The sequence below is a fragment of the Massiliimicrobium timonense genome, assembly GCF_002160865.1.
Classification (GTDB): Bacteria; Bacillota_I; Bacilli_A; order Erysipelotrichales; family Coprobacillaceae; genus Allocoprobacillus.
In genome coordinates this window covers 1-19,810 of record NZ_NFLJ01000001.1, presented here as the reverse complement: position 1 = coordinate 19,810, position 19,810 = coordinate 1, and the positions used below count along the sequence as shown (strand labels likewise).

14 protein-coding genes are annotated in these 19,810 nt (G+C 32.2%); all 14 read right to left on the bottom strand.

Going from position 1 to position 19,810, the window contains the following annotated elements:
- Window positions 1–10: 10 nt before the first annotated feature.
- On the bottom strand, window positions 11–2,845 hold the full coding sequence (locus B5E75_RS00070) for an SNF2-related protein (protein WP_087356789.1): 2,835 nt from the start codon (window positions 2,843–2,845) through the stop codon (window positions 11–13).
- Between the two features lie 17 nt (window positions 2,846–2,862).
- Complete coding sequence (locus tag B5E75_RS00065; protein ID WP_087356788.1) at window positions 2,863–3,069, bottom strand: helix-turn-helix domain-containing protein; 207 nt, start codon at window positions 3,067–3,069, stop codon at window positions 2,863–2,865.
- Window positions 3,070–3,452: 383 nt separating this feature from the next.
- Entirely contained in the window at window positions 3,453–4,820 is a 1,368-nt protein-coding gene (locus B5E75_RS00060; protein ID WP_087356787.1) for a relaxase/mobilization nuclease domain-containing protein, read from the bottom strand.
- Between the two features lie 92 nt (window positions 4,821–4,912).
- A complete protein-coding gene (locus B5E75_RS00055) occupies window positions 4,913–6,319 on the bottom strand; it encodes a hypothetical protein (protein WP_087356786.1) in 1,407 nt (468 codons plus the stop codon).
- A 323-nt stretch (window positions 6,320–6,642) separates the two neighbouring features.
- Entirely contained in the window at window positions 6,643–6,894 is a 252-nt protein-coding gene (locus B5E75_RS00050; RefSeq protein WP_087356785.1) for a hypothetical protein, read from the bottom strand.
- A gap of 12 nt (window positions 6,895–6,906) precedes the next feature.
- Window positions 6,907–7,128 (bottom strand): hypothetical protein, encoded by a 222-nt coding sequence (locus B5E75_RS00045; protein ID WP_143746927.1) that lies wholly within the window; start codon window positions 7,126–7,128, stop codon window positions 6,907–6,909.
- A gap of 180 nt (window positions 7,129–7,308) precedes the next feature.
- Complete coding sequence (locus B5E75_RS00040; RefSeq protein WP_420866380.1) at window positions 7,309–7,572, bottom strand: plasmid mobilization protein; 264 nt, start codon at window positions 7,570–7,572, stop codon at window positions 7,309–7,311.
- A gap of 52 nt (window positions 7,573–7,624) precedes the next feature.
- Complete coding sequence (locus tag B5E75_RS15010) at window positions 7,625–14,920, bottom strand: SNF2-related protein (RefSeq protein WP_087356782.1); 7,296 nt, start codon at window positions 14,918–14,920, stop codon at window positions 7,625–7,627.
- 18 nt (window positions 14,921–14,938) lie between these two features.
- Window positions 14,939–15,136: a transposon-transfer assisting family protein gene (locus tag B5E75_RS00030; protein WP_087356913.1), complete on the bottom strand. Its 198-nt coding sequence runs from the start codon at window positions 15,134–15,136 to the stop codon at window positions 14,939–14,941.
- Window positions 15,136–15,714: a YodL domain-containing protein gene (locus B5E75_RS00025; RefSeq protein ID WP_087356781.1), complete on the bottom strand. Its 579-nt coding sequence runs from the start codon at window positions 15,712–15,714 to the stop codon at window positions 15,136–15,138. Before B5E75_RS00025 ends, B5E75_RS00030 begins: the two co-directional genes overlap by 1 nt.
- Window positions 15,715–15,724: 10 nt before the next feature.
- Window positions 15,725–16,582, bottom strand: coding sequence for an LPD16 domain-containing protein (locus B5E75_RS00020; RefSeq protein WP_087356780.1), 858 nt, complete (start codon window positions 16,580–16,582; stop codon window positions 15,725–15,727).
- Window positions 16,582–18,654, bottom strand: coding sequence for a type IA DNA topoisomerase (locus tag B5E75_RS00015; RefSeq protein ID WP_087356779.1), 2,073 nt, complete (start codon window positions 18,652–18,654; stop codon window positions 16,582–16,584). The genes B5E75_RS00020 and B5E75_RS00015 overlap by 1 nt, the downstream gene beginning before the upstream one ends.
- Window positions 18,655–18,719: 65 nt before the next feature.
- Entirely contained in the window at window positions 18,720–19,055 is a 336-nt protein-coding gene (locus tag B5E75_RS00010) for a hypothetical protein (RefSeq protein ID WP_087356778.1), read from the bottom strand.
- A gap of 134 nt (window positions 19,056–19,189) precedes the next feature.
- Window positions 19,190–19,603 (bottom strand): DUF3788 domain-containing protein, encoded by a 414-nt coding sequence (locus B5E75_RS00005; protein ID WP_070087530.1) that lies wholly within the window; start codon window positions 19,601–19,603, stop codon window positions 19,190–19,192.
- Window positions 19,604–19,810 lie beyond the last annotated feature (207 nt).

Here is a 19,810-nt window from a genome sequence, read left to right as displayed (position 1 = left end):
AATTCCTCCGTTATTTAATCTTAAAGCCAATGGTCATAATATGAGTGATTTTACTATTGCCCTTTAGTTTTTCACGAATTTCATCTTGAAGACGTTCATTCATTTCATCAATTTCATCTTCACGTTTATTAATATCACGTTCCATTGTTCTACGTTTTTTCTTCATTTTTTCTAGTTCATCTTTTATTTCAAGCATTTCTGAAAGTGGTAAATTTGTGCTTGCCCTAAACTCTTTATTTTTTTCAGTGATAGCTTTCTTTAAATCTTTCAGTTCACGCTTAAGACCTTCTTTTAAATCTTCACTATAAGCATCTAACTTATCACATTCTTCTAGATAATATTTTTTATTATTCTCTTCAACTTGTTGTTGTTGATAAGCGATAAGTTCCTGCCTAAATCTAATGAAACTATCAGATTCTGCTTGACAGTTACCAACAACAGTTCCACGAAGTTCCATCATTGAATTGATAAGTTCCTCATCAAGCAAAGTTCCATCATCACATTTAACGGTAAATATCAAATGTTCTTCTTCTCCAATACCCTCATAGGATACTTTGTCCATTGATAGCATACCTTTTAATCCAATATGTGAATCAAAGAAAGCTATATGCCTATTTTTATTACCAGAGTAATCAAACTCAATCGTTACCGGAGAAAGTTCAGTTTTATTTGCTTCATCTAACCAAGCCGAATATAATTTATCATCTTTTCTAAGAAATATTTCTCCTGATGTTTCTGCTGATTTCCAATCAAGATTGTATATTTTAAATTTTCCATCATTGTCTACACGGAAACGAAGTTGGTCAAGTGGCTCAACTCTTTTTGCTCCATGCATAAGGAAAAAGTAATAAAGCCAGCGAGTATATTTGTCCATACTTGCAACTGTACTTGTCTGACAATCTTTAAGTTTCGCAGCTACATCCTCATCAAAGTTTTCTAAAATTGTTTGACGGGCTTGTGTCATTTTTTCATTGATTGCTTCAGCCATTTCTTCTTGCAATTCGTCAAATTCTTGAGTGATTTCATCAGATGTTTTGCATTTCTGATAAATTCCAGCAATACGTTTTTCAAAGTCAACACCTGATTCAATAGAACCGAGAACTTCATCGGAAGAGCCGAACACACCACTAAACAATCTAAATTTTTGATCGAGTAATTGGTATACTCTTACATCAGCTGCGTTTTTTCTATTAAGGAAGTTTATCACTACAACATCATTTTTCTGTCCGTACCTATGACAACGACCAATTCTCTGTTCAATTCTCTGTGGATTCCATGGAAGATCATAATTTACGAGCAAACTACAAAATTGAAGATTTATCCCTTCAGCTGCCGCTTCTGTTCCAATCAAAATGCTTGCTCTATCTCTAAATTCTTCTACGACTGCTGCCTTAATATCGGCAGTTCTAGAACCTGAAACTCTTCCGTCATCCTTATGGCGATCTTTCCATTCGTTAAGAATTCTTTTAGAATCAGCGTCACTATTAGAGCCATTAAGAAAAACAATTTGACCAGCATAACCATTGTTGGACAACAGATTATATAAATAATCTTGTGTTCTTCTTGATTCTGTAAAAATAACAGCTTTTCTTTTTCCACCAAGTTTTTCTGTTTCATCAAAACCTTTATGTAATGCAGTTAAAAGATTTTCACCTTTAGAGTTTTCAGTAATGCTTTGTGCTAACCTAGCGTATTCTTCAAGCTGTGCAAGTTCTTGCATAATACCTTCTCGATCTCGAATCAATTCAGCAGTTGTGTGTTCTTCTTCAAATGATTCTGTTAATTCGTCAATAGTATCATAATCTTCAATATCCAATTCACTTTCAACGCCTAACAAAAGATTATTCAAGCGTTCTATTAGTGAATTAAGTGTTCCAGAAATTGCAAATGAAGATGAAGCTAATAATTTTCTAAGAACCATAGTGATGAGTGTACGCTGACCTTCTGGAAGTGCATATAATTTATCAGTCTGTAAATAATCAGAGATAAAATTATATAGTTTTTCTTCATCAGCCGAAGGTGTGTATTCTTGCAATATTGGAATTCTATTTGTGTATCGAACATATTCTGTTACTTGTGAACGGAGTGTTCGTTGACAAAATGAATGTAATCTTTTTCTTAAGTTACGATTACGAATTTCAGTATTATTAACTGCAACATACATTTCTCTAAATGTTTTCGCATCTCCAAAAACATGGTCATCGATAATACTTACCAAGCCATATAGCTCCATAAGATTGTTTTGCAGCGGAGTAGCTGTTAACAACAGTTTCTTTCTTCCGCTTAAAGCATTCTTAAGTCTGTTACCGGTAACATTACTTTTTTTGTATACATTTCTAAGACGATGAGCTTCATCCATAATTACCAGATCCCAATTTACAGCTTTCAATTCAGCCGCCTTTCGGGATGCAAAATCATATGAACAAATAACTACCTTATTAGAAACTTCAAATGGATTTATTGATCCATTTTTTCTAAGACGATTAAATTCTTTTGACTCCATGAGAATAGAATCGATATAAAATTTATCTTCAAGTTCTTGTCTCCACTGCATTCTAAGAGACGCAGGCACAATTAGAATTATTTTTCTTTTTCGTTCAGCCCAATATTGTGATAAAACAAGACCCGCTTCAATAGTCTTCCCAAGTCCAACTTCGTCAGCTAAAATCGCACCGTTGCTTAATGGTGATTTTACAGCAAACATTGCAGCATCTACTTGATGTGGGTTTAAATCAACCTTTACACCGGATATAGTTGAAGCTATTGATTCAAAGCTTGACTGCGGTCTTTTTAATTGTATTTGTTCAGCAAAATATCTTGATTGATGTGGAGTATAATTAACCATAAAATCACTTTACTCCTTTATTCATCTTCCGTTATCTCTAAAATATCTGACACATCACATTTCAATGCGATACATATTTTTTCAATAATATCCATATTTACATTTTCATTTTTCCCAAGTTTAGTTATAGAAGCAGCACTAATCCCTGCAAGCGACTGCAAATCCTTTTTCTTCATATCTTTATCAATTAGTATCTTCCAAAGTTTCTTATATGTAACTGCCATCTTATCCACCTCTCGAAACATTATCATTGCTTTTTATTTTGTTCTCTATTTTAGCATATTATTCTCCGTTTTTCAATTACTATTCCTTTATTAAAAGTAATATTCTTGCGAACACATGATTTTTATTATATTTCTAACTCTAATCACTTTTTCATAGTATTTCACAAACTGGGCCAGCAGTGTAAACTTGTCCAAGTTCACTCATTTTTGAGAATTTGCCTTTTTGCCAAATTTCAAAAATCACTGGTTGGGGAATACCCCAATCCCCTTGAAATCATCACTTATAAGTGATGGCTACGCATTCATTCTGAACGCTAAAACATAACTTCCAATAACGAAAAAAAGGATCGTTAAATTCATTAGTTGAATTTCTATCCTTTAAATTAACGATGTACTTTATTCATTTCTTTATCATATTTAGAATCTTCTCTTAAAAATTCCTCTACATTCTTTTGAGCCTTTTTATATTCCTGCATTAAAGAACGTGCCTTATAATATTCTGAAGATAAGTTTTTCTTTTCTGATAAGAGTTGTAAATATTCCTCATTCAATTCTTTGACTTTGGGTATTTTTTTACACCCTAAATCGTTAAATGCATCTTTAGCTGCTTTATGAATTAATATCTGTTCTCGGTGTGCTTCAAGATACTTTTTACTATAACCACTCTTTCGATATTCCACATAAATATCTCTAGTATCTGAGTAATTAAATATATGTTTTTTCAACACTTGGATTTCTGCAGTTCTTTTTTCTTTCGCCTTAATGTCATCAGACAATTGATTAAAATGATCAATAGAACTATCTACCCTTTTATTCAAATCTTCCATACTTGTAATCTCATGGTCCCTTAAAAACAACAATGTTTTAGATATATGCTTTAAATTAAAATTTGTTGCCCAACGTTCATATGCTTCACCTTTATTGATTATCTTTTCTTGTATATTGATTAACAAATTCAACTTAAGTTCTTTATGAGCCTTTGTGCATTTTCCATGAATTCGTTTCCTTATATCATCTTCTTTGTAACCATCTTCCAATGAACGTAATCGTATAAATCTCTGTTGTCCTTTTCCTCGAAAAGATATATGTTTTCCTCTCTTATATTCAAATCCAGCTTTAGCCATCAAGGATAGAAACTCATCAAAGTCTTTGGGATTTTTTGATATGGAAATATCTATTTGATTGCAAATATTACTTCTGAATGAATCTCTCTTAGGAAATTCTGTACGTTTTGTTCGCATTGAGTATGGTTTAATTTCAATCACAGATAAGCCATTTTCCAAACAAATGATATCACTTAATCTTTGAATGGCTAATCCAGAAAACCAAAAATTTTTAAACTTCTTAGTCGCATCAAGTCTTGTAGAATTAAAAATGATATGGTTATGAATATGTGGTTTATCTGTATGAGTGCATACCATGAAAGCATGTTTACCCTTAGTAAATCTCATTCCTAATTCATAACCAATTTTATTAGCTTCCTCTGGTGTTATTTCTCCTGGTTTAAACGACTGCCTTATTTGATATGCAATAATATCTTTTTTCTGTTTACGTCCAACCTTTTGTAGATATTCCCTTTTTGTTAATAGAAATTCTTCATCTACAGTAACAGGATCACATTCATAAGAACTTATATAATTTCCATCATCTGTCTTGTCCGGATTCATTGAATAATCAGTTCTCGCCTTAATACATTGTGCTAAAGTTTTACCCTTGTTGATATGCATTGCTATTAATCTTGTCGTTGCCATTTGATCAACTCCTTTTCTATAAAAAAACAGTTAATCTTTTACAATTAACTGTAATTATTCCAATAATCAAGTTCAAAAATCTACTTTACTAGCTAAAATATATACAATAATATAGATTTCAGTTCTTCTTCTTTTAATCCAATATATCGAAAAAAACTTGCATAAACTATTGCCAATAAAGCAGGATATAGATTTACACTATCATTCCAAGATATAGTTCCATAATGTGTTTTTCGATTTCTTAATTTAACAAAATCAGAAATATTGCTTTCATTCATAAGAGGCAAGGACTTTTTCTTAATAATTTCGTCAATAATCGCACAATTTTCTTTATAGAGCTCAAAAATTTTTTCTTTTAATGTATAATTAAGATATTGAAATGCACTAAAAATTGTAGTTTCCTTATTTACATCAATTTCAGGATGATTACTCATAAATGTTTGTATAGTATCATTAATATTCTCTTTTAATTCTTCTATTAACTCATCTTTTTTTCGTTTTTTCTTATTTATACTATAAACCACTTCTAAAGCTGTACACATATCTTGAATATTTTTAATTGATATTTTATTAATATCTTTATTATCATTCGGTAATAAATCTAATAATGAATCGACTTTATTTTCGTTTATTTGATTAATTAGTTTAGGAATATATTCGAGTATATTATTGATATTAATTACTCTATTACAATTTTTTTTGCAATAATTTTCATATCCATCAAATATTTTACAGTTAGCAGTTTTATCATATTTTCCTTCTAGATTTCTTTGACTAAGATATACATCAAAAAAAATGTTATTTTGTCCAGTTAAGATTGAGAGTAAAGATTTCATGACGTTATAATATTTTGCAATATTCTCAAAAGTTTGAGGGTGTTCAAAAGACAATCTTATGAATGAATTTAATTCTCCCAATGAATATGAATTAAAATTGCTATTATTTATTTTTTCATAAGTTTGTGTAACAGAAATTGTCATATTTGTTTTTTCATTGTCAAAGATAAAATCAATAGATTGTTGATAATCATCCCAAGATTTGGTTTTGATTTGTCTTACACCATTAGTATTAAGTAATTCTTTAATGTCAATAGGTTCAAGAGCTACATTAGGCGGAAAAACAGAATTTATAATTCCTCCAAAAAATGTAATAGCATGAAACCTATTCCACGGCTCAGACATCCTATTATAAAAATCTTTAGTATTACCTACCGCTTCAATTATAAGTGGTGTCGCAAATCGAATAGACATATCTATACCCAAAATTGAAGTATTAAAGTTGCCATTATGTAAGAAAGCAATTGTCCTACCTTGGTGTATCCCAAAGAAAAATTCGGGTATTTGTCTATTAGCTACACGAATAGATTCAAAAACTTTGTATTTTTCATACTGATCCTCTTGTACTGGTAGTAGGGAAACATTAAATTTGTCTATATTATAAGTAAACTCGATATTGCCAATTTTTAGATATCCATTAAAATTATCCGGTATTTGTTCCATAGTGATTTCTCCTTTATTATAATAGTTTAATCTTAGTCATTATAACTCTTTTTTTTAACAGCAACCATAAAAACCTTGATACATTTATAACTTTTATATAATGCTTTCTTTTATTTCTTTTCAGCAGTATCTTTAAATTAAAGTAGTTTTAAAAATCGTGGATTTATATTATGCAAATCATTTCAAGATATGATTAAACTCATATCTATATTTAATAATTAAATAAAGAATATCAAAAGAATTTTTGATATGTGTATTTTCAATTGCTGATAAATAAGAACTTGTTAATTCTATTCTTTCAAATTAATCTTCCTATGGCTAGTCTACTTATTCTCTGCACTTTTTGAACATATTTCTTTTGCAACCAATGTTACATATTCATATTGAGCAGTCATGATATCTTCAAACAATTCCCATGTATCCAATTCGATTTCTCCAATGATTTTTCTTAATTTTTCTTCGCCTTCTTTGATTCTTCTTTTTATTTCCTTGTATTCTTCTTTCTGACCTATAGTTTCAAAAACAGGATCATCATAAAATCGTTCATAGAACTCTGACATAAATTTAATATTCATCTGCCTTCTCCTTTATTTTATCAAATTAGCTAATCTATAATTTATATTTTCTAAGGTTACGGACAACCAAGCTGCTAAGAAAATAATCAACATACAACCCGCAAACATGATAGATAGAATAAGCAACTGTGTCCATTTTTGAACAACGATTGTATAAATACCACCGACAACTAAAATAGTCATGAGAAGTCCTATCACATAGCTAGAAACATTCATTGTTAGCTTTATGAACAATTCAAACATCTTAACTATAAACATGATTGGATATACAAATAACTTCAATAACATCTTGATCACTGTCCTTTCATCTTTTCTAAATTAATTGTAATTATACTTTTAAAAAAACTCAATGATGTTAAGGTCAAATTAACAATTATTATGTAACGGTATGGCAAGAACCATACCTCTTTTTAATCATTGAATTGTTGAAAGTCGTTGAAGAATTTCTTTGCTTACACTCCAGATCTCATCTAGCCGACTTTGTAAATCTTCGATATCGGTAAGATATACACTATTGATTGCATTTGCACGTTTAGCATATTGATTCAGGTTGTTGCTGCAACGTCTTAAAAGAGTAATCATTTCCTTTACATCTTTCAAATCTAACTTCACGCAATATCCATCAAGTGCCATCTTGCGAAGATAAGCACTTAAACTTTGTATCTCCATTTCAGACATCTTTAATCGGATTCTATCCAATTCCTCTTGTGATACTACAAAGTGTATTTCTTTATCTCTCATATTCCACCTCTTTATCAGCTTTGTTACTACATGAATTGGATTTAGCAGTATTACTTTTCAAATCATCTAACACTGATGATTTTTCATCTTTATTTTGTTCATTACTGCCGTCCATATTCAACAGAGCATCTAGTTCTGCTAAACGAGAGTTTTTTTGACGTAATTCTTCTTCGTGTGGAAATGGTTTACCTAGTTCGAGTTTTGTTGCTTCTTGTTGATTTATAAGGTTTTCCAATTCTTTATTTTCTTTTTCTAATTGGTTTTCGATATTGGCCAGTGCGTTATCCAAACGAGTAATATTTCCTCTTGCATCAGTTCCTAATGTTACATGATGACTCATTTTACCTTTTAAAATGATTTCAAAATTTCGTTGGAATATATCCAAAGTAAGCTCCATCTTAAAGCCACGATAACTTCCTAAAATTTCTTTCTCGCTATCCTTAAAGTTCTTACAAGCAGTCAGAATTGCTTCTCCAGTGAGTTCTTTATCCATGATATTTTTATCATGAATAGTCATTCCTACAAATCCCTCTAATGGCAAAGGATTATCTTTTACAGTTTCAATATCCTCCATATAGCCTTTGATATACTCCTTTGTTTTTTCAATCTCAGATGGATAGTATTTTAAAAGTTTATCCTCCATACGATACTGTTGGCTTTGATAATCTGCTTTTAAGACTTTTAACCTTGCAACATCTATATCTAGATCCATCTTTTCCTTAATGAGTGGATTACCGGCACATAACGCTTTGATTTCTGCATAAGATAATACCTGCTCATCAACATCATCACAAGAACGGACTGGAGATTTACTTGTCATGATCTGACTAATAAATTTCTGTTTATTCTCTAAAGTTTGATATAAATAAGCATCAAATGTTCCCTCGGTCACATACTGATACACATGAACTTCTTTATTCATGTTTCCTTGACGAATGATTCGACCATTTCTTTGTGTCATATCCGATGGACGCCAACCAACATCTAAGTGATGAACTGCAACAAGTCTATCCTGAACATTAGTTCCTGCACCCATTTTTTGCGTACTTCCTAACAATACTCTTACCTGTCCTAAGCGAACTTTTGAAAAGAGTTCTTTTTTCTTTGCCTCACTATCTGCATCATGAATAAATGCTATTTCACTTTCAGCCACACCATTTTGAATAAGCTTTTTTTTGATATCATCATAGACATTAAATGTATCATCATTCTTTGGTGTTGATAAATCACAAAATAAAAGCTGTGTGAGTTTATCTTGTTGTCCTTCGTTATAAATCCTTAGAACATTTTTCACACAGACATTTAACTTACTATTTTCATCGTCAGGCAATAATGGATTCATCAATCTTTGATCCAATCCAATCTTTCTACCATCAGATGTGATCTTAAGCATGTTATCCACTGATGGATCAACGTTTCCACCATGAACCAAAGCAGCTCTTTCTGATAAAGACTCCACCATTTCCTTTTGAATTTTAGATGGTTGTACAACAACTGTTTCAAATTTAGTTTTAGGCACTGGAAGGTTTAATTGATCAGATGTTTTAATATCAGCCACTTCCTTAAAGATGTTCATTAATTCTGGAAGATTAAAAAATTTCGCAAATCGTGTTCTTGCACGATAACCCGTACCCTCAGGAGCAAGCTCGATTGCTGTTGTGGTTTCTCCAAAAGTAGAAGCCCAACAATCGAAATGTGTTAATTTCATTTGTTGTAAAGTCGAATATTGAAGATATCGCATAATGGTATAGAGTTCTGTCATTGAATTGCTAACTGGTGTTCCAGTTGCAAATATAACACCTTTGCCATTTGTGATTTCATCCATATAGCGACACTTCATAAACATATCTGATGACTTTTGAGCTTCTGAAGTAGATAGACCTGCTACATTTCTCATTTTTGTATAAAGGAACAAATTTTTGAAAGCGTGACTCTCGTCAACAAATAACCTATCAACACCTAGTTGTTCAAACGTAATTACATCATCCTTTTTATCATTAGCTAATAGTTTATCTAGTCTTGCTTCAAGTGATTTACGAGTCTTTTCCATTTGTTTAATTGTGAAGTTTTCACCTCTAGAATACTTTAATTCTTCTAAAGCATTTTCAATATCCTGAATCTGTTCACGCAATAGTTTTTCCTGCCTCTGGGCAGAAATAGGAATACGTTCAAACTGTGAATGACCAATGATAACTGCATCGTAATCTCCTGTTGCAATTCTCGCACAGAATTTCTTACGATTTGCTGTTTCAAAATCCTTTTTACTTGCTACAAGTAATTTAGCGCTAGGATATAGTCGTAAAAATTCATTTGCCCATTGAAGTGTTAAATGATTAGGCACGACGAATAATGACTTTTGACATAATCCAAGACGTTTGCTTTCCATCGCAGAAGCAGCCATTTCAAAACTTTTTCCAGCTCCCACTTCATGAGCCAATAACGTATTTCCTCCATACAATACATGTGCAACAGCATTCTTTTGATGTGGTCTTAACTCGATATCAGGATTCATTCCATGAAAACGTATATGACTACCATCATATTCTCTTGGTCTGTTTGAATTAAAAAGTTCATTGTATATTTGAATCAAATGCTCCCTTCGTTTTGCATCTTTCCAAATCCAATCTTGAAACGCTTCCTTTATTGCTTGTTGCTTTTGTTGAGCAAGAGTTGTTTCTCTTTTATTCAAAACTCGTTTCTGTTTGCCATTTTCCTCGATTATATCATAAATACGTACATCTTTTAAATTGAGTGTATCCTCTAAAATCTTAAATCCATTCGCACGTTCTGTACCATATGTTACATTGACTAAAACATCATTTCTGCTTCCTACACTTTTACCAGTTATACGCCATTCAGCTGTCATTTCAGAATAATGAACTTCTATATAACTTTGAAGATAATAAGGTGTTTCAAAAAGTTCATACATAAATTGTTGAATATAATCTTTATCGATCCATGTTGCACCAAGCCTCACATCAATTTCAGAGGCATCTAAATCCTTGGGTTGTGCTTTTTCTAATGCTTCTACATTGACTTCAAACATTGGATTATCTTTAGCCACAATACGAGCGATATGAAGTTTTTCTCTTACATTTCCAGACAAATACTCGTCTGAAGTTTGCCAATCTTTCTCAATATCATCACTGCCTAAAGGGTCTTTAAAGATAACACCTCTTAATTCATTGATGATCTTATCAAAATCATTTGGTGTACCAAGCAACTCTGACATAAATGGCAAATCTACTTGTCCTCTTTCTCCAATGGAAATTGCTAAAGCCTCACTTGCTGTATCAACACTTGTAATATCAACTGAAGGACGGATTGTTCGTTTTGTGAACATATCAGCCTTACTTTCTAAATTACCATTTTCATCAATGTTTTCTAACGAGCATAACAAATAATACGATGAATCATCTGAAAAAGCTAATGAGTTTCCTCTTGAATTGATGAGTCCATATTTATCAGTAAAGCTATCATAAACATCATTCAATTCCTTTTGTTTATTCTTTATATCTTCATTAGGGTAGTCTTCAAGCTGATATTCAATGAGATCGTTAACAATCTGACGAAGTTCGGCAAGTCCTTTAATTCTCCTTTTCGCAGTCTCATTCAGGTTGCAATGTCTCATTATAGAGTTTTCTCTAAAATATACTTCATCATTTACAACTGTATATGAATAATTCTTTACATCTGGGTCTGCAGGTATCGTTTCAACATCTTCCATTGTTTTATAATCAGTTATTTCTGCATCCAGATATTTTCCATGAATATTTATAATAGCTTCAGACAATAAAACCGATAGTTCTTTATCTTCATATGGTTTCACTGTTAATTCGTCTTTACCATAAGCAGTAGACTTTGTTGTCAATTCACCTAATATCATGTTTGGGTGCTCAACAAAATAGCTATTCAAGGCAATATCATCACTATATCCTAAATGGACCCAATCCGGTTCAATATCAATAGGATGCTCTCTTTTCTGCAAGAAGATGATATCCGAAACGACTTCAGCTCCAGCATTCGCTTTAAATGCATTGTTTGGTAATCGAATTGCACCTAACAGCTCAGCACGTTGAGCAATATATTTCCTTACATCTGGACTTTGCTGATCCATGGTAAATCTGCTCGTCACAAAAGCAATAACTCCGCCTGGTCGTATTTGATCTAAAGCCTTGGCAAAGAAATAATTATGAATAGAAAAACCTAGCTTATCATATGGTTTATCACTTACCTTATAATTTCCAAAAGGCACGTTACCAATCGCAATATCATAAAAATCTCTACGATCCATTGTTTCAAATCCTGTAACTGTAATATCAGCCTTTGGATAAAGTTTCTTTGCAATGCGCCCACTGATCGAATCAAGCTCAATTCCATATAGACGACTATTACGCATTTCATCAGGTAACATACCAAAGAAGTTTCCAATACCCATAGATGGTTCTAAGATATTACCAGAAGTAAATCCCATTTGAGCTAGTGCCTTATACATCGCTTCAATTACAACTGGACTTGTATAATGAGCGTTTAACGTAGATGCTCTTGCCATTTTGTATTCACGCTCTGGAAGAAGTTCTTTGAGTTCCTTGTATTCCTTTACCCATGCTTCTTTTTGACTGTCAAAGACATCTGGTAAACCGCCCCATCCTACATATTGTGATAACACTTCTTGTTCTTCTTCGGTTGCATTTCTATCTTCATTTTCTAACTGATACAATAAGCGAATAGCCTCAACATTTCTTGAATACTTTTGTTTTGGTCCACCTTCTCCTAAATGTTCATCAGTAATCATAAAGTTATTTGCTTCTATATCTTTCTTTTCTTCTATTTCATTTACTGGCATAAGGGAAACCAATTGTTCAAAGTTTTCTTTCTTTTCTACTCGGTAAACTGGATAAGACAAAGATTTATCTATAAGCTGAACGATATCATCATTCATGCCAGTAATTTCAAAGGCAGTATCATCAATAGAAACCATCTGCCCAATTTCATAAGGGAAATCATCTTCTTTAGATTCTTCTACTTTTTGTTCTAGAGATACCTCTGTTTCCTTTGCAACCATATCTACATTTGATGGTACGTCATCAAACTCGTACATGACTTCTGGAAAATAACGTTCTTCAAGCATTAAGGAATCAATACGTTTGACGACTTGTGGCCATGATAGTTTGACATCATCACAGTCCTTTTTCTTGTATCGAATACCTTTTGCATCATGATCTTGACCGCTACCATCACTAGAGGATAAAGCATGTGAACGTCCACCAATACCATATTCTTTCTTTAAAAATTCTGCTTTTTCCTTGTTTGTATGATTTTCAGCAAAGTAATTAAATATACGAGTTTTCCCTTGAGCAAAACTGCTACCTTGTAAAAGTTCTTCTTCGATCTCATCATCTGTGATAAATGACTTTATAGGTGGCAATTCAGATATTGTTGTTTCAAAAGAAATTCGAGGTAAGCTTAATTCTACTAATCTTTTTTTAATATCCTCGCAATCATGATAATGAAAACGCAATAAGCCTCTATCCTGTTCATATAGATTTATAAACTCTTCAAATTGGTCCTTCAATATAGCAACATAAGATTCATATTGAAGCATTTTTGCCATTTCTTGTGTTTCCTCTGGAAAACCTTTTCTTTCAAATTCACTTAGTTTAGATAGAAGATTAGCTTCTTTAGCCGGCTCATCAAAATCACGATATAGATACCATAACTTTTCAGCCAACTGTTTTCGTTCAAAAGAAGGAGCTTCTTGCAGCTCAACATTTGTCATAAACTGTCCATTTTCAAGCAATGATTGAATCGTCTTCGCAACTTCTAACCAAGGAACAACCTGTGCTTGTGGAACAAAGAGAGCTTTATTTCCTTTTGCAAACTCTATACCATCATCACCATACCACGCAGCAATGTTTCTATGGTCTCCAATGATTCCATAACCACCAACATATATATTCCTTAAATATTGTGCTATATCTTCGATTGGTTTTTGTTTCATGAATTCAGTCACTACCATCATTCTTGAATCGGTCGTATTACTACCATAGATCAAGAATTGATTGAGTTCTTCTTGCTCGATAGAAAAAAAGGAGGACAATTGATTTTTGTTCTCCGTTTGGTCAATAAATTGAATCTGCTCTTCTTCACTAATAAAGTCTAATAAACTTAACTGTTGATTAGTTCCGTCTTCACGATTTCTTCTGCTTCGCTTTTTAGGCTGTTCATATGTCGTACCCAAGCCATCTGATTGATTTTCTTGTTCGGTGCTGGATTCTTTTCCAACAACTGCTCCATCAACAATTTCATTCTGTTCTGTGCTGTTTCCTGTACTTCCATCAAGTGAGGAATCAACGTTTCGCTCAGAATCATGTCGTTGTAGGTCATTGGCTTGTGTTCCTCTAGATACGTCTTTCTCATTTGCCCCCACTTGTTCAATTCTGCTTGGCTCTGTTCTTTCAATACCATGTTGGGAATTTGATAATCTCCCACTTGCAAATAGCTCATTTCGTTCATCTTGAATGCTCCTTTCCTTTTCTGATTTATACTGTTCAATTCCTAATTCAACTTCTTTGAGTACCTGTGTTGTAATGCTGTTTACAGCCGTACCTAAAGCATTGATTGCTTTGCGGGTATTAAATTCGTAGATACTCATGAAATCATCATTTTCAAAGTAGTTTTCTGGATGTTCTATACATCTTAAATAAACACAGTATGTTGCGCTTACTGTTACCGCTCTTTTAAAAGCTACCTCCTTGTTATAACCATCATACTCTTCCAGAAAACTATCTGCAACGATGTCAGCGAACTCATGCTCAAAGTCATGCCAATATTCATCAGCCAACTTGGAAACAACTTTTGGAATTTGATTTAATAAATCATTTTCTTTTATCTTAAATTCATTCTCTAAGAGCTCTTGTATATAACCTTGATGTTGTTCATCTAATTTCCATAATTCATTCAAATCAAGAGAATTTGGGCGTGTTCCAGTATCAGCAACATCAAATACATATCTTAGATAAGATCTATAACCATTATTAGCAAATAATGCAATCCCTTTAGAACCACGTTTCACATAACGTTGTTTTTCTAATCTCCATTCATCAAACTCCTTGCATAGAATAGCATTAGGACGTTGTGCAAATATCATGATCTGTTCTGGATAAGTGAAGGTATAGTTATAACTCATTGTTTTTAGAAAAGACATCCATTTTTCAACATCTGTTGTCATTTCTTTTATTGTTTCCAGAGCTATTTCATTAAAATAACGTTGTTTGTCGTTCATTCTTTCCCTCCATTCGTTTTAATAAAGATCTAATTGCTTAAATTCTTCATCTGTCATTGAGTGAACCTTTTTTAAGACTTCATCTGTCAAAGATTTAAGTTGTGTTTCATCACTTTGAAGTTTAGATTTCATTTGTTCCAATTCTGATATCAGTCCTTTTCGATAACCTGGGCTGTAAATCATGATCAACATTGCTTCATCTTTAGTAATTTCCATCATTCAATCTCTCTTTCTGTTGGAAATGATAATTTCTTTTCCCTACTTTTAGAAGTCGTTTCTTTGAGTTGTTCTAGGACTGAAGCTTTTCCGTTGTTAATGACTCCATCAATCATGCCATAATCATCTTCCAATGACATTTCAGCATTTTTAAGATAGTTCTCAGGTGGAATAAAATCTTTTAGTTCCCCAAAGCCTAACGAATCAACATAATGACAAGTGACTTTATTATCTTGTTTTAAGGCAACGATATCACTTACAGATAAGCTATGACCTCGATAATCTTGTGGGAGATTTGTATTGAATTTCATATAAAGATTATCTAATACAGAGCCATCAGTAATATCAGGATATAATGGTGAAACATAAATGACTTCATAATGGTCATATTCTGGAACTCTTCCAATTTTTTCCAATTCTCGCCTGGAAGCAAAACGTTCACCTAGCGTTTCATCAATTCGCTTTAATTGCATGATGGCATAGCAATCTGTTGTTGTATCAATAAATGCTTGTAATCGTTCTTCTTGAGATGCATTACCATTGAGTTCATCCCATTTCTCTATTTTATTTTTTGACATATATATACACCTATCTTTCTTCTACAAATTCTTTAGTATTGATACCTTTGATTGAAACTTCATCTTTCTTTTCTTTTAACAAAGCCAATACAGATGGTTTAATAATGTTTGAACGACTTTCAAAGTCTTCCAATTCATTTAAAAGATCTTCGGCAATATATTGATCATCCGAATCTTCACCAACCATTAATTTTAAATAGTCTTTGATCTCTTTTGTTTCTCCCGATAATATTTGTTGTTTTAATTTAGCTACTGCTTCTTCCTTGTTTTCTACGACATCTCTGTATTCGTATAAATCAACATCCTCAAAAAAATCAGTTAAATCAAAAGCAAGATTATCTGCTTCTCTGTTAAACGAAAGAATCATTTGAACTTGGTGTTCAACTTCCTCTACTTTTTCTAATATATCATCATAATCTTGAACTACTAAATCGTGGTGTTTCAAATCAGAATCCTCTAAAATGATATCTCTAGCTTCCAACATTGATAGTTCTGGCATATCTAACTGGCCTCCATCAATTTCTTTATAATGGTTGTCATACATCGTATAATCATAACCATCATCACAGGTCTGAAGCACAAGAAAATTATTCTTACCAACTTTCCATGCTTTCTTCCATTCATCATTTTCGACTTCAGGATTGTAAGTTACATTGGCTTTTTCCATCATTTCCGCAAACTGACAAATATGATAAACTACACCATCAATTTTGGCGTGATATTCATCTACATAAAAACATCTTTTCAAAACAGCATGATCTCTAAAATTCACCTGAATACATTTTCCATCCTGTATACGAAACAAATCATCATAGTGACTATTGATAAAACGAATCATCTTGATTCCCATTAAATCTTGTTCTTTCATTACTTCTGTCCTTCCTTTCCAAAATTCAATTCGAACTTAGCTTTGCCATCATTTTCAGTAGATAAAATAACCGTTGAATTAAATACTTTTCCTGTTTTCTTTGATTGACATTCTTTTAATTTTAACCTTTTATTTCGTAATAAATCCTCAAATTGTGTTTCTGTGAGTTTTTTTCCGATGGACGAAAAGAATGCATTGTTTTTCCATAGCACAAAACGGCACTCTTTATTTGTACAAAAATAACCTTTTTGACCTTGAATGATATCACTACCACAATGTGGACATGTTCCTATAACTTTTTTGTTGTTCATAATAACATCTGCTCCTTTTACAACTTCATAATTTTTTACTAAACCTGTAACCATATCTTCAATTTCTTGCATAAATTCTTTGGAATCATAAGTTCCTTTTTCAATACCAAGCAGTTTTTCCTCCCAATCCGCTGTCATTGATGCTGATTGAATCAGTTCAGGTACAACAGTTATCAAGGAAATGCCTTTTTGAGTTGGTATCAAATTCTTTACTTTCTTATTTGCTATTCTTTCAATAAAGCCAATGCGAACAAGTTTTTCAATAATTCCAGCCCGAGTTGCTGGTGTTCCAATTCCTTTGCGTTCAATCTTTACGCTCATTTCATCTACACTGGCTTTTTCCATGGCCTGCAATAATGTATCTTCTGTAAAGTGCTTAGGTGGTGAAGTCTTTCCTTCTTTGATTTCTGAGCCATGAATAATTAGTTTTTCTCCAATAGCAAGATTCGGTAATTGTGTTGCTTCTTTTTCTTTTTTGTTTTCTATAAAATACTCTTTAATTTGTTTCCAACCCAAATCAAGAGTGACTTTTCCTTTAGCATTAAATAGAGTATCAAAACACTTCAACACAACATCTGTTTCTTGATAGATAAAAGGTTTTCCAACTGCACATAACAAACGCATAGCGATAAGTTTCAATACTTGGTACTCTCCTTTACCTAGTTCAGTTAAATTAAATTTAGTAATTTGTTTTGTAGGGACAATGGCATTGTGATCAGTGACTTTGCTGTTATTGATAATTTGTTTCACTTCTTTAGAGATTGGAATACCAATGTTAAATTTCATTGAAACTTCATCAATAAGACAATTCACACTTGCTGCCATATCATCTGTTAGAAATCTACTGTCCGTCCTTGGATAAGTGACCAACTTTTTCTCATATAGACTTTGTGTATAATCAAGTGTCTGTTGTGCAGTGAAACCTAATAAACGATTGGCTTCTCTTTGTAGACTTGTTAAGTCATAAAGTAAAGGTGCTTTTTCTTGTTTGTTTTTTTTATCAACCTGAACAACAGTCGCTGTTTTGCTTTCTAAACAACTTTGTCTTAACTTATCACAATCATCTTTGCTATCCATTCTTTGGCTACTAGCATTGAAACCATCAAACGATAATTGCAACGTATAAAATGGAATAGACTGAAATGCTGATATCTGTGCTTCACGTATGACGACCATTGCAAGTGTTGGAGTCATAACTCTACCAATATTTAACGTTTGCGAATAAAGACATGAAAAAAGTCGAGTCGCATTGATTCCAACTAACCAATCAGCACGTTCTCGACATAATGCAGCTTCATACAAAGCATCATATTCACTTGAATTTTTTAAATTTTTAAAACCATCTAAGATAGCACTATCTTCCATAGAAGAAATCCACAATCTTTCAAATGGTTTTCGACAACGACATTGATGATAAACTAATCGAAATATCAATTCTCCCTCCCTTCCTGCATCTGTTGCACATATAAGACCATCTATATCACTTCGTTCCATCAGCTTCTTAATAACCTTAAACTGCTTATTGGTTGCTGATGAAACTTGATATAACCAACCTGTAGGAATAATTGGTAAATCTTCATACTTCCATTTTGTATACTTAATATCATAATTTTCAGGTTGTACCAGTTCTACCAAATGTCCTACACACCAACTGACAACATAGTCGTTTCCTTCTAGATAGCCATCATATCGTTTATCAGCTTTTAATACTTTAGCAATGCTTTGAGCTACAGAAGGCTTTTCCGCTAATACTAATTTCATTTTCATTTGCTCCTTTCCACAAAAAAACAGCCTCATACTAAAGTACGAAACTGTTATGTAAACATCTACTTAATTTTATCTATTTGTCCTAAAAGTCTAAGACAATCACTCATACCCCTTAGATACATTTTAAATTCCATCATATCTTCTTGTTTTCGATACAATTCTAAATATCTGAAGATTTTATTAAGTCTATCATCGTCACTTACTTTATCAACAACTGTAAATCCATCTACCATTTTAGATATGATTTTTTCATCATTATAAAGTTTTGACATTTTTTCAGTGATATTACGAAACTCTGGATCTTCATCAATCGATTTTAGATACACGTATTCTCTTAATGCTAGATAATTTGATTTTCTGCTTTGTTCTAAATCTTCGATTGCTCTATCATACATTTCTTTCTCGCCTCCTCACAATATTAATATATACCTAGTTGTGTGAAAAATCGAGGATATGAAAAACAGTTTCATACTTTTTGTATAAAACCGTTAAACTGGGCTTTGTATTTATTCATTTACGAAAAAAATCATCACTTCTTGTTTGGTTTTCTTTTTATTCCCAGCAGTTTAACAAAATCATCAAATAAGGCTGTATCTGTTGGCTCAAACATTAACCATTTTCCGTCGTGATAGGTTTTAGTTTCATCATAAATTTTCTGCACTTCTTTTGAATAACTATTTCTATCTGTATCAAATTTTAATTGTTCATCTTTCCCCAAGATAATCATAAATCCTACACAGTTTTCCCTTGCGTACAATGCACAAAGCGTTTTTCCGCCACGACGATATTTATACTCATAAGTCCACGCTTTACCACCTTTGTTCCATAAACATTCCATGTCATACTTTTCATCAATTAAAGCACAAAGTTTATTCCATATATCATATAATGATTGTCCGATTAAAGCAGTCATTTCTTCTGCATTAGGTATTTTATCCAGCATATTCGTTTCTCCTTTATAACTTTCAATTTGTTATTGTAAATTGTTTATAAATTTTATACTTTCATCATATATTTTTTGATATTCAATATTATGAACATAATGAGAACATTCCAAAATTTTATATTCTCCATTTTGCTTACTATTTATATAATCAATAATAAAGTTTCTCCATTGTTCTTTTGCATATCCTGTCCCATCTCCATTAGA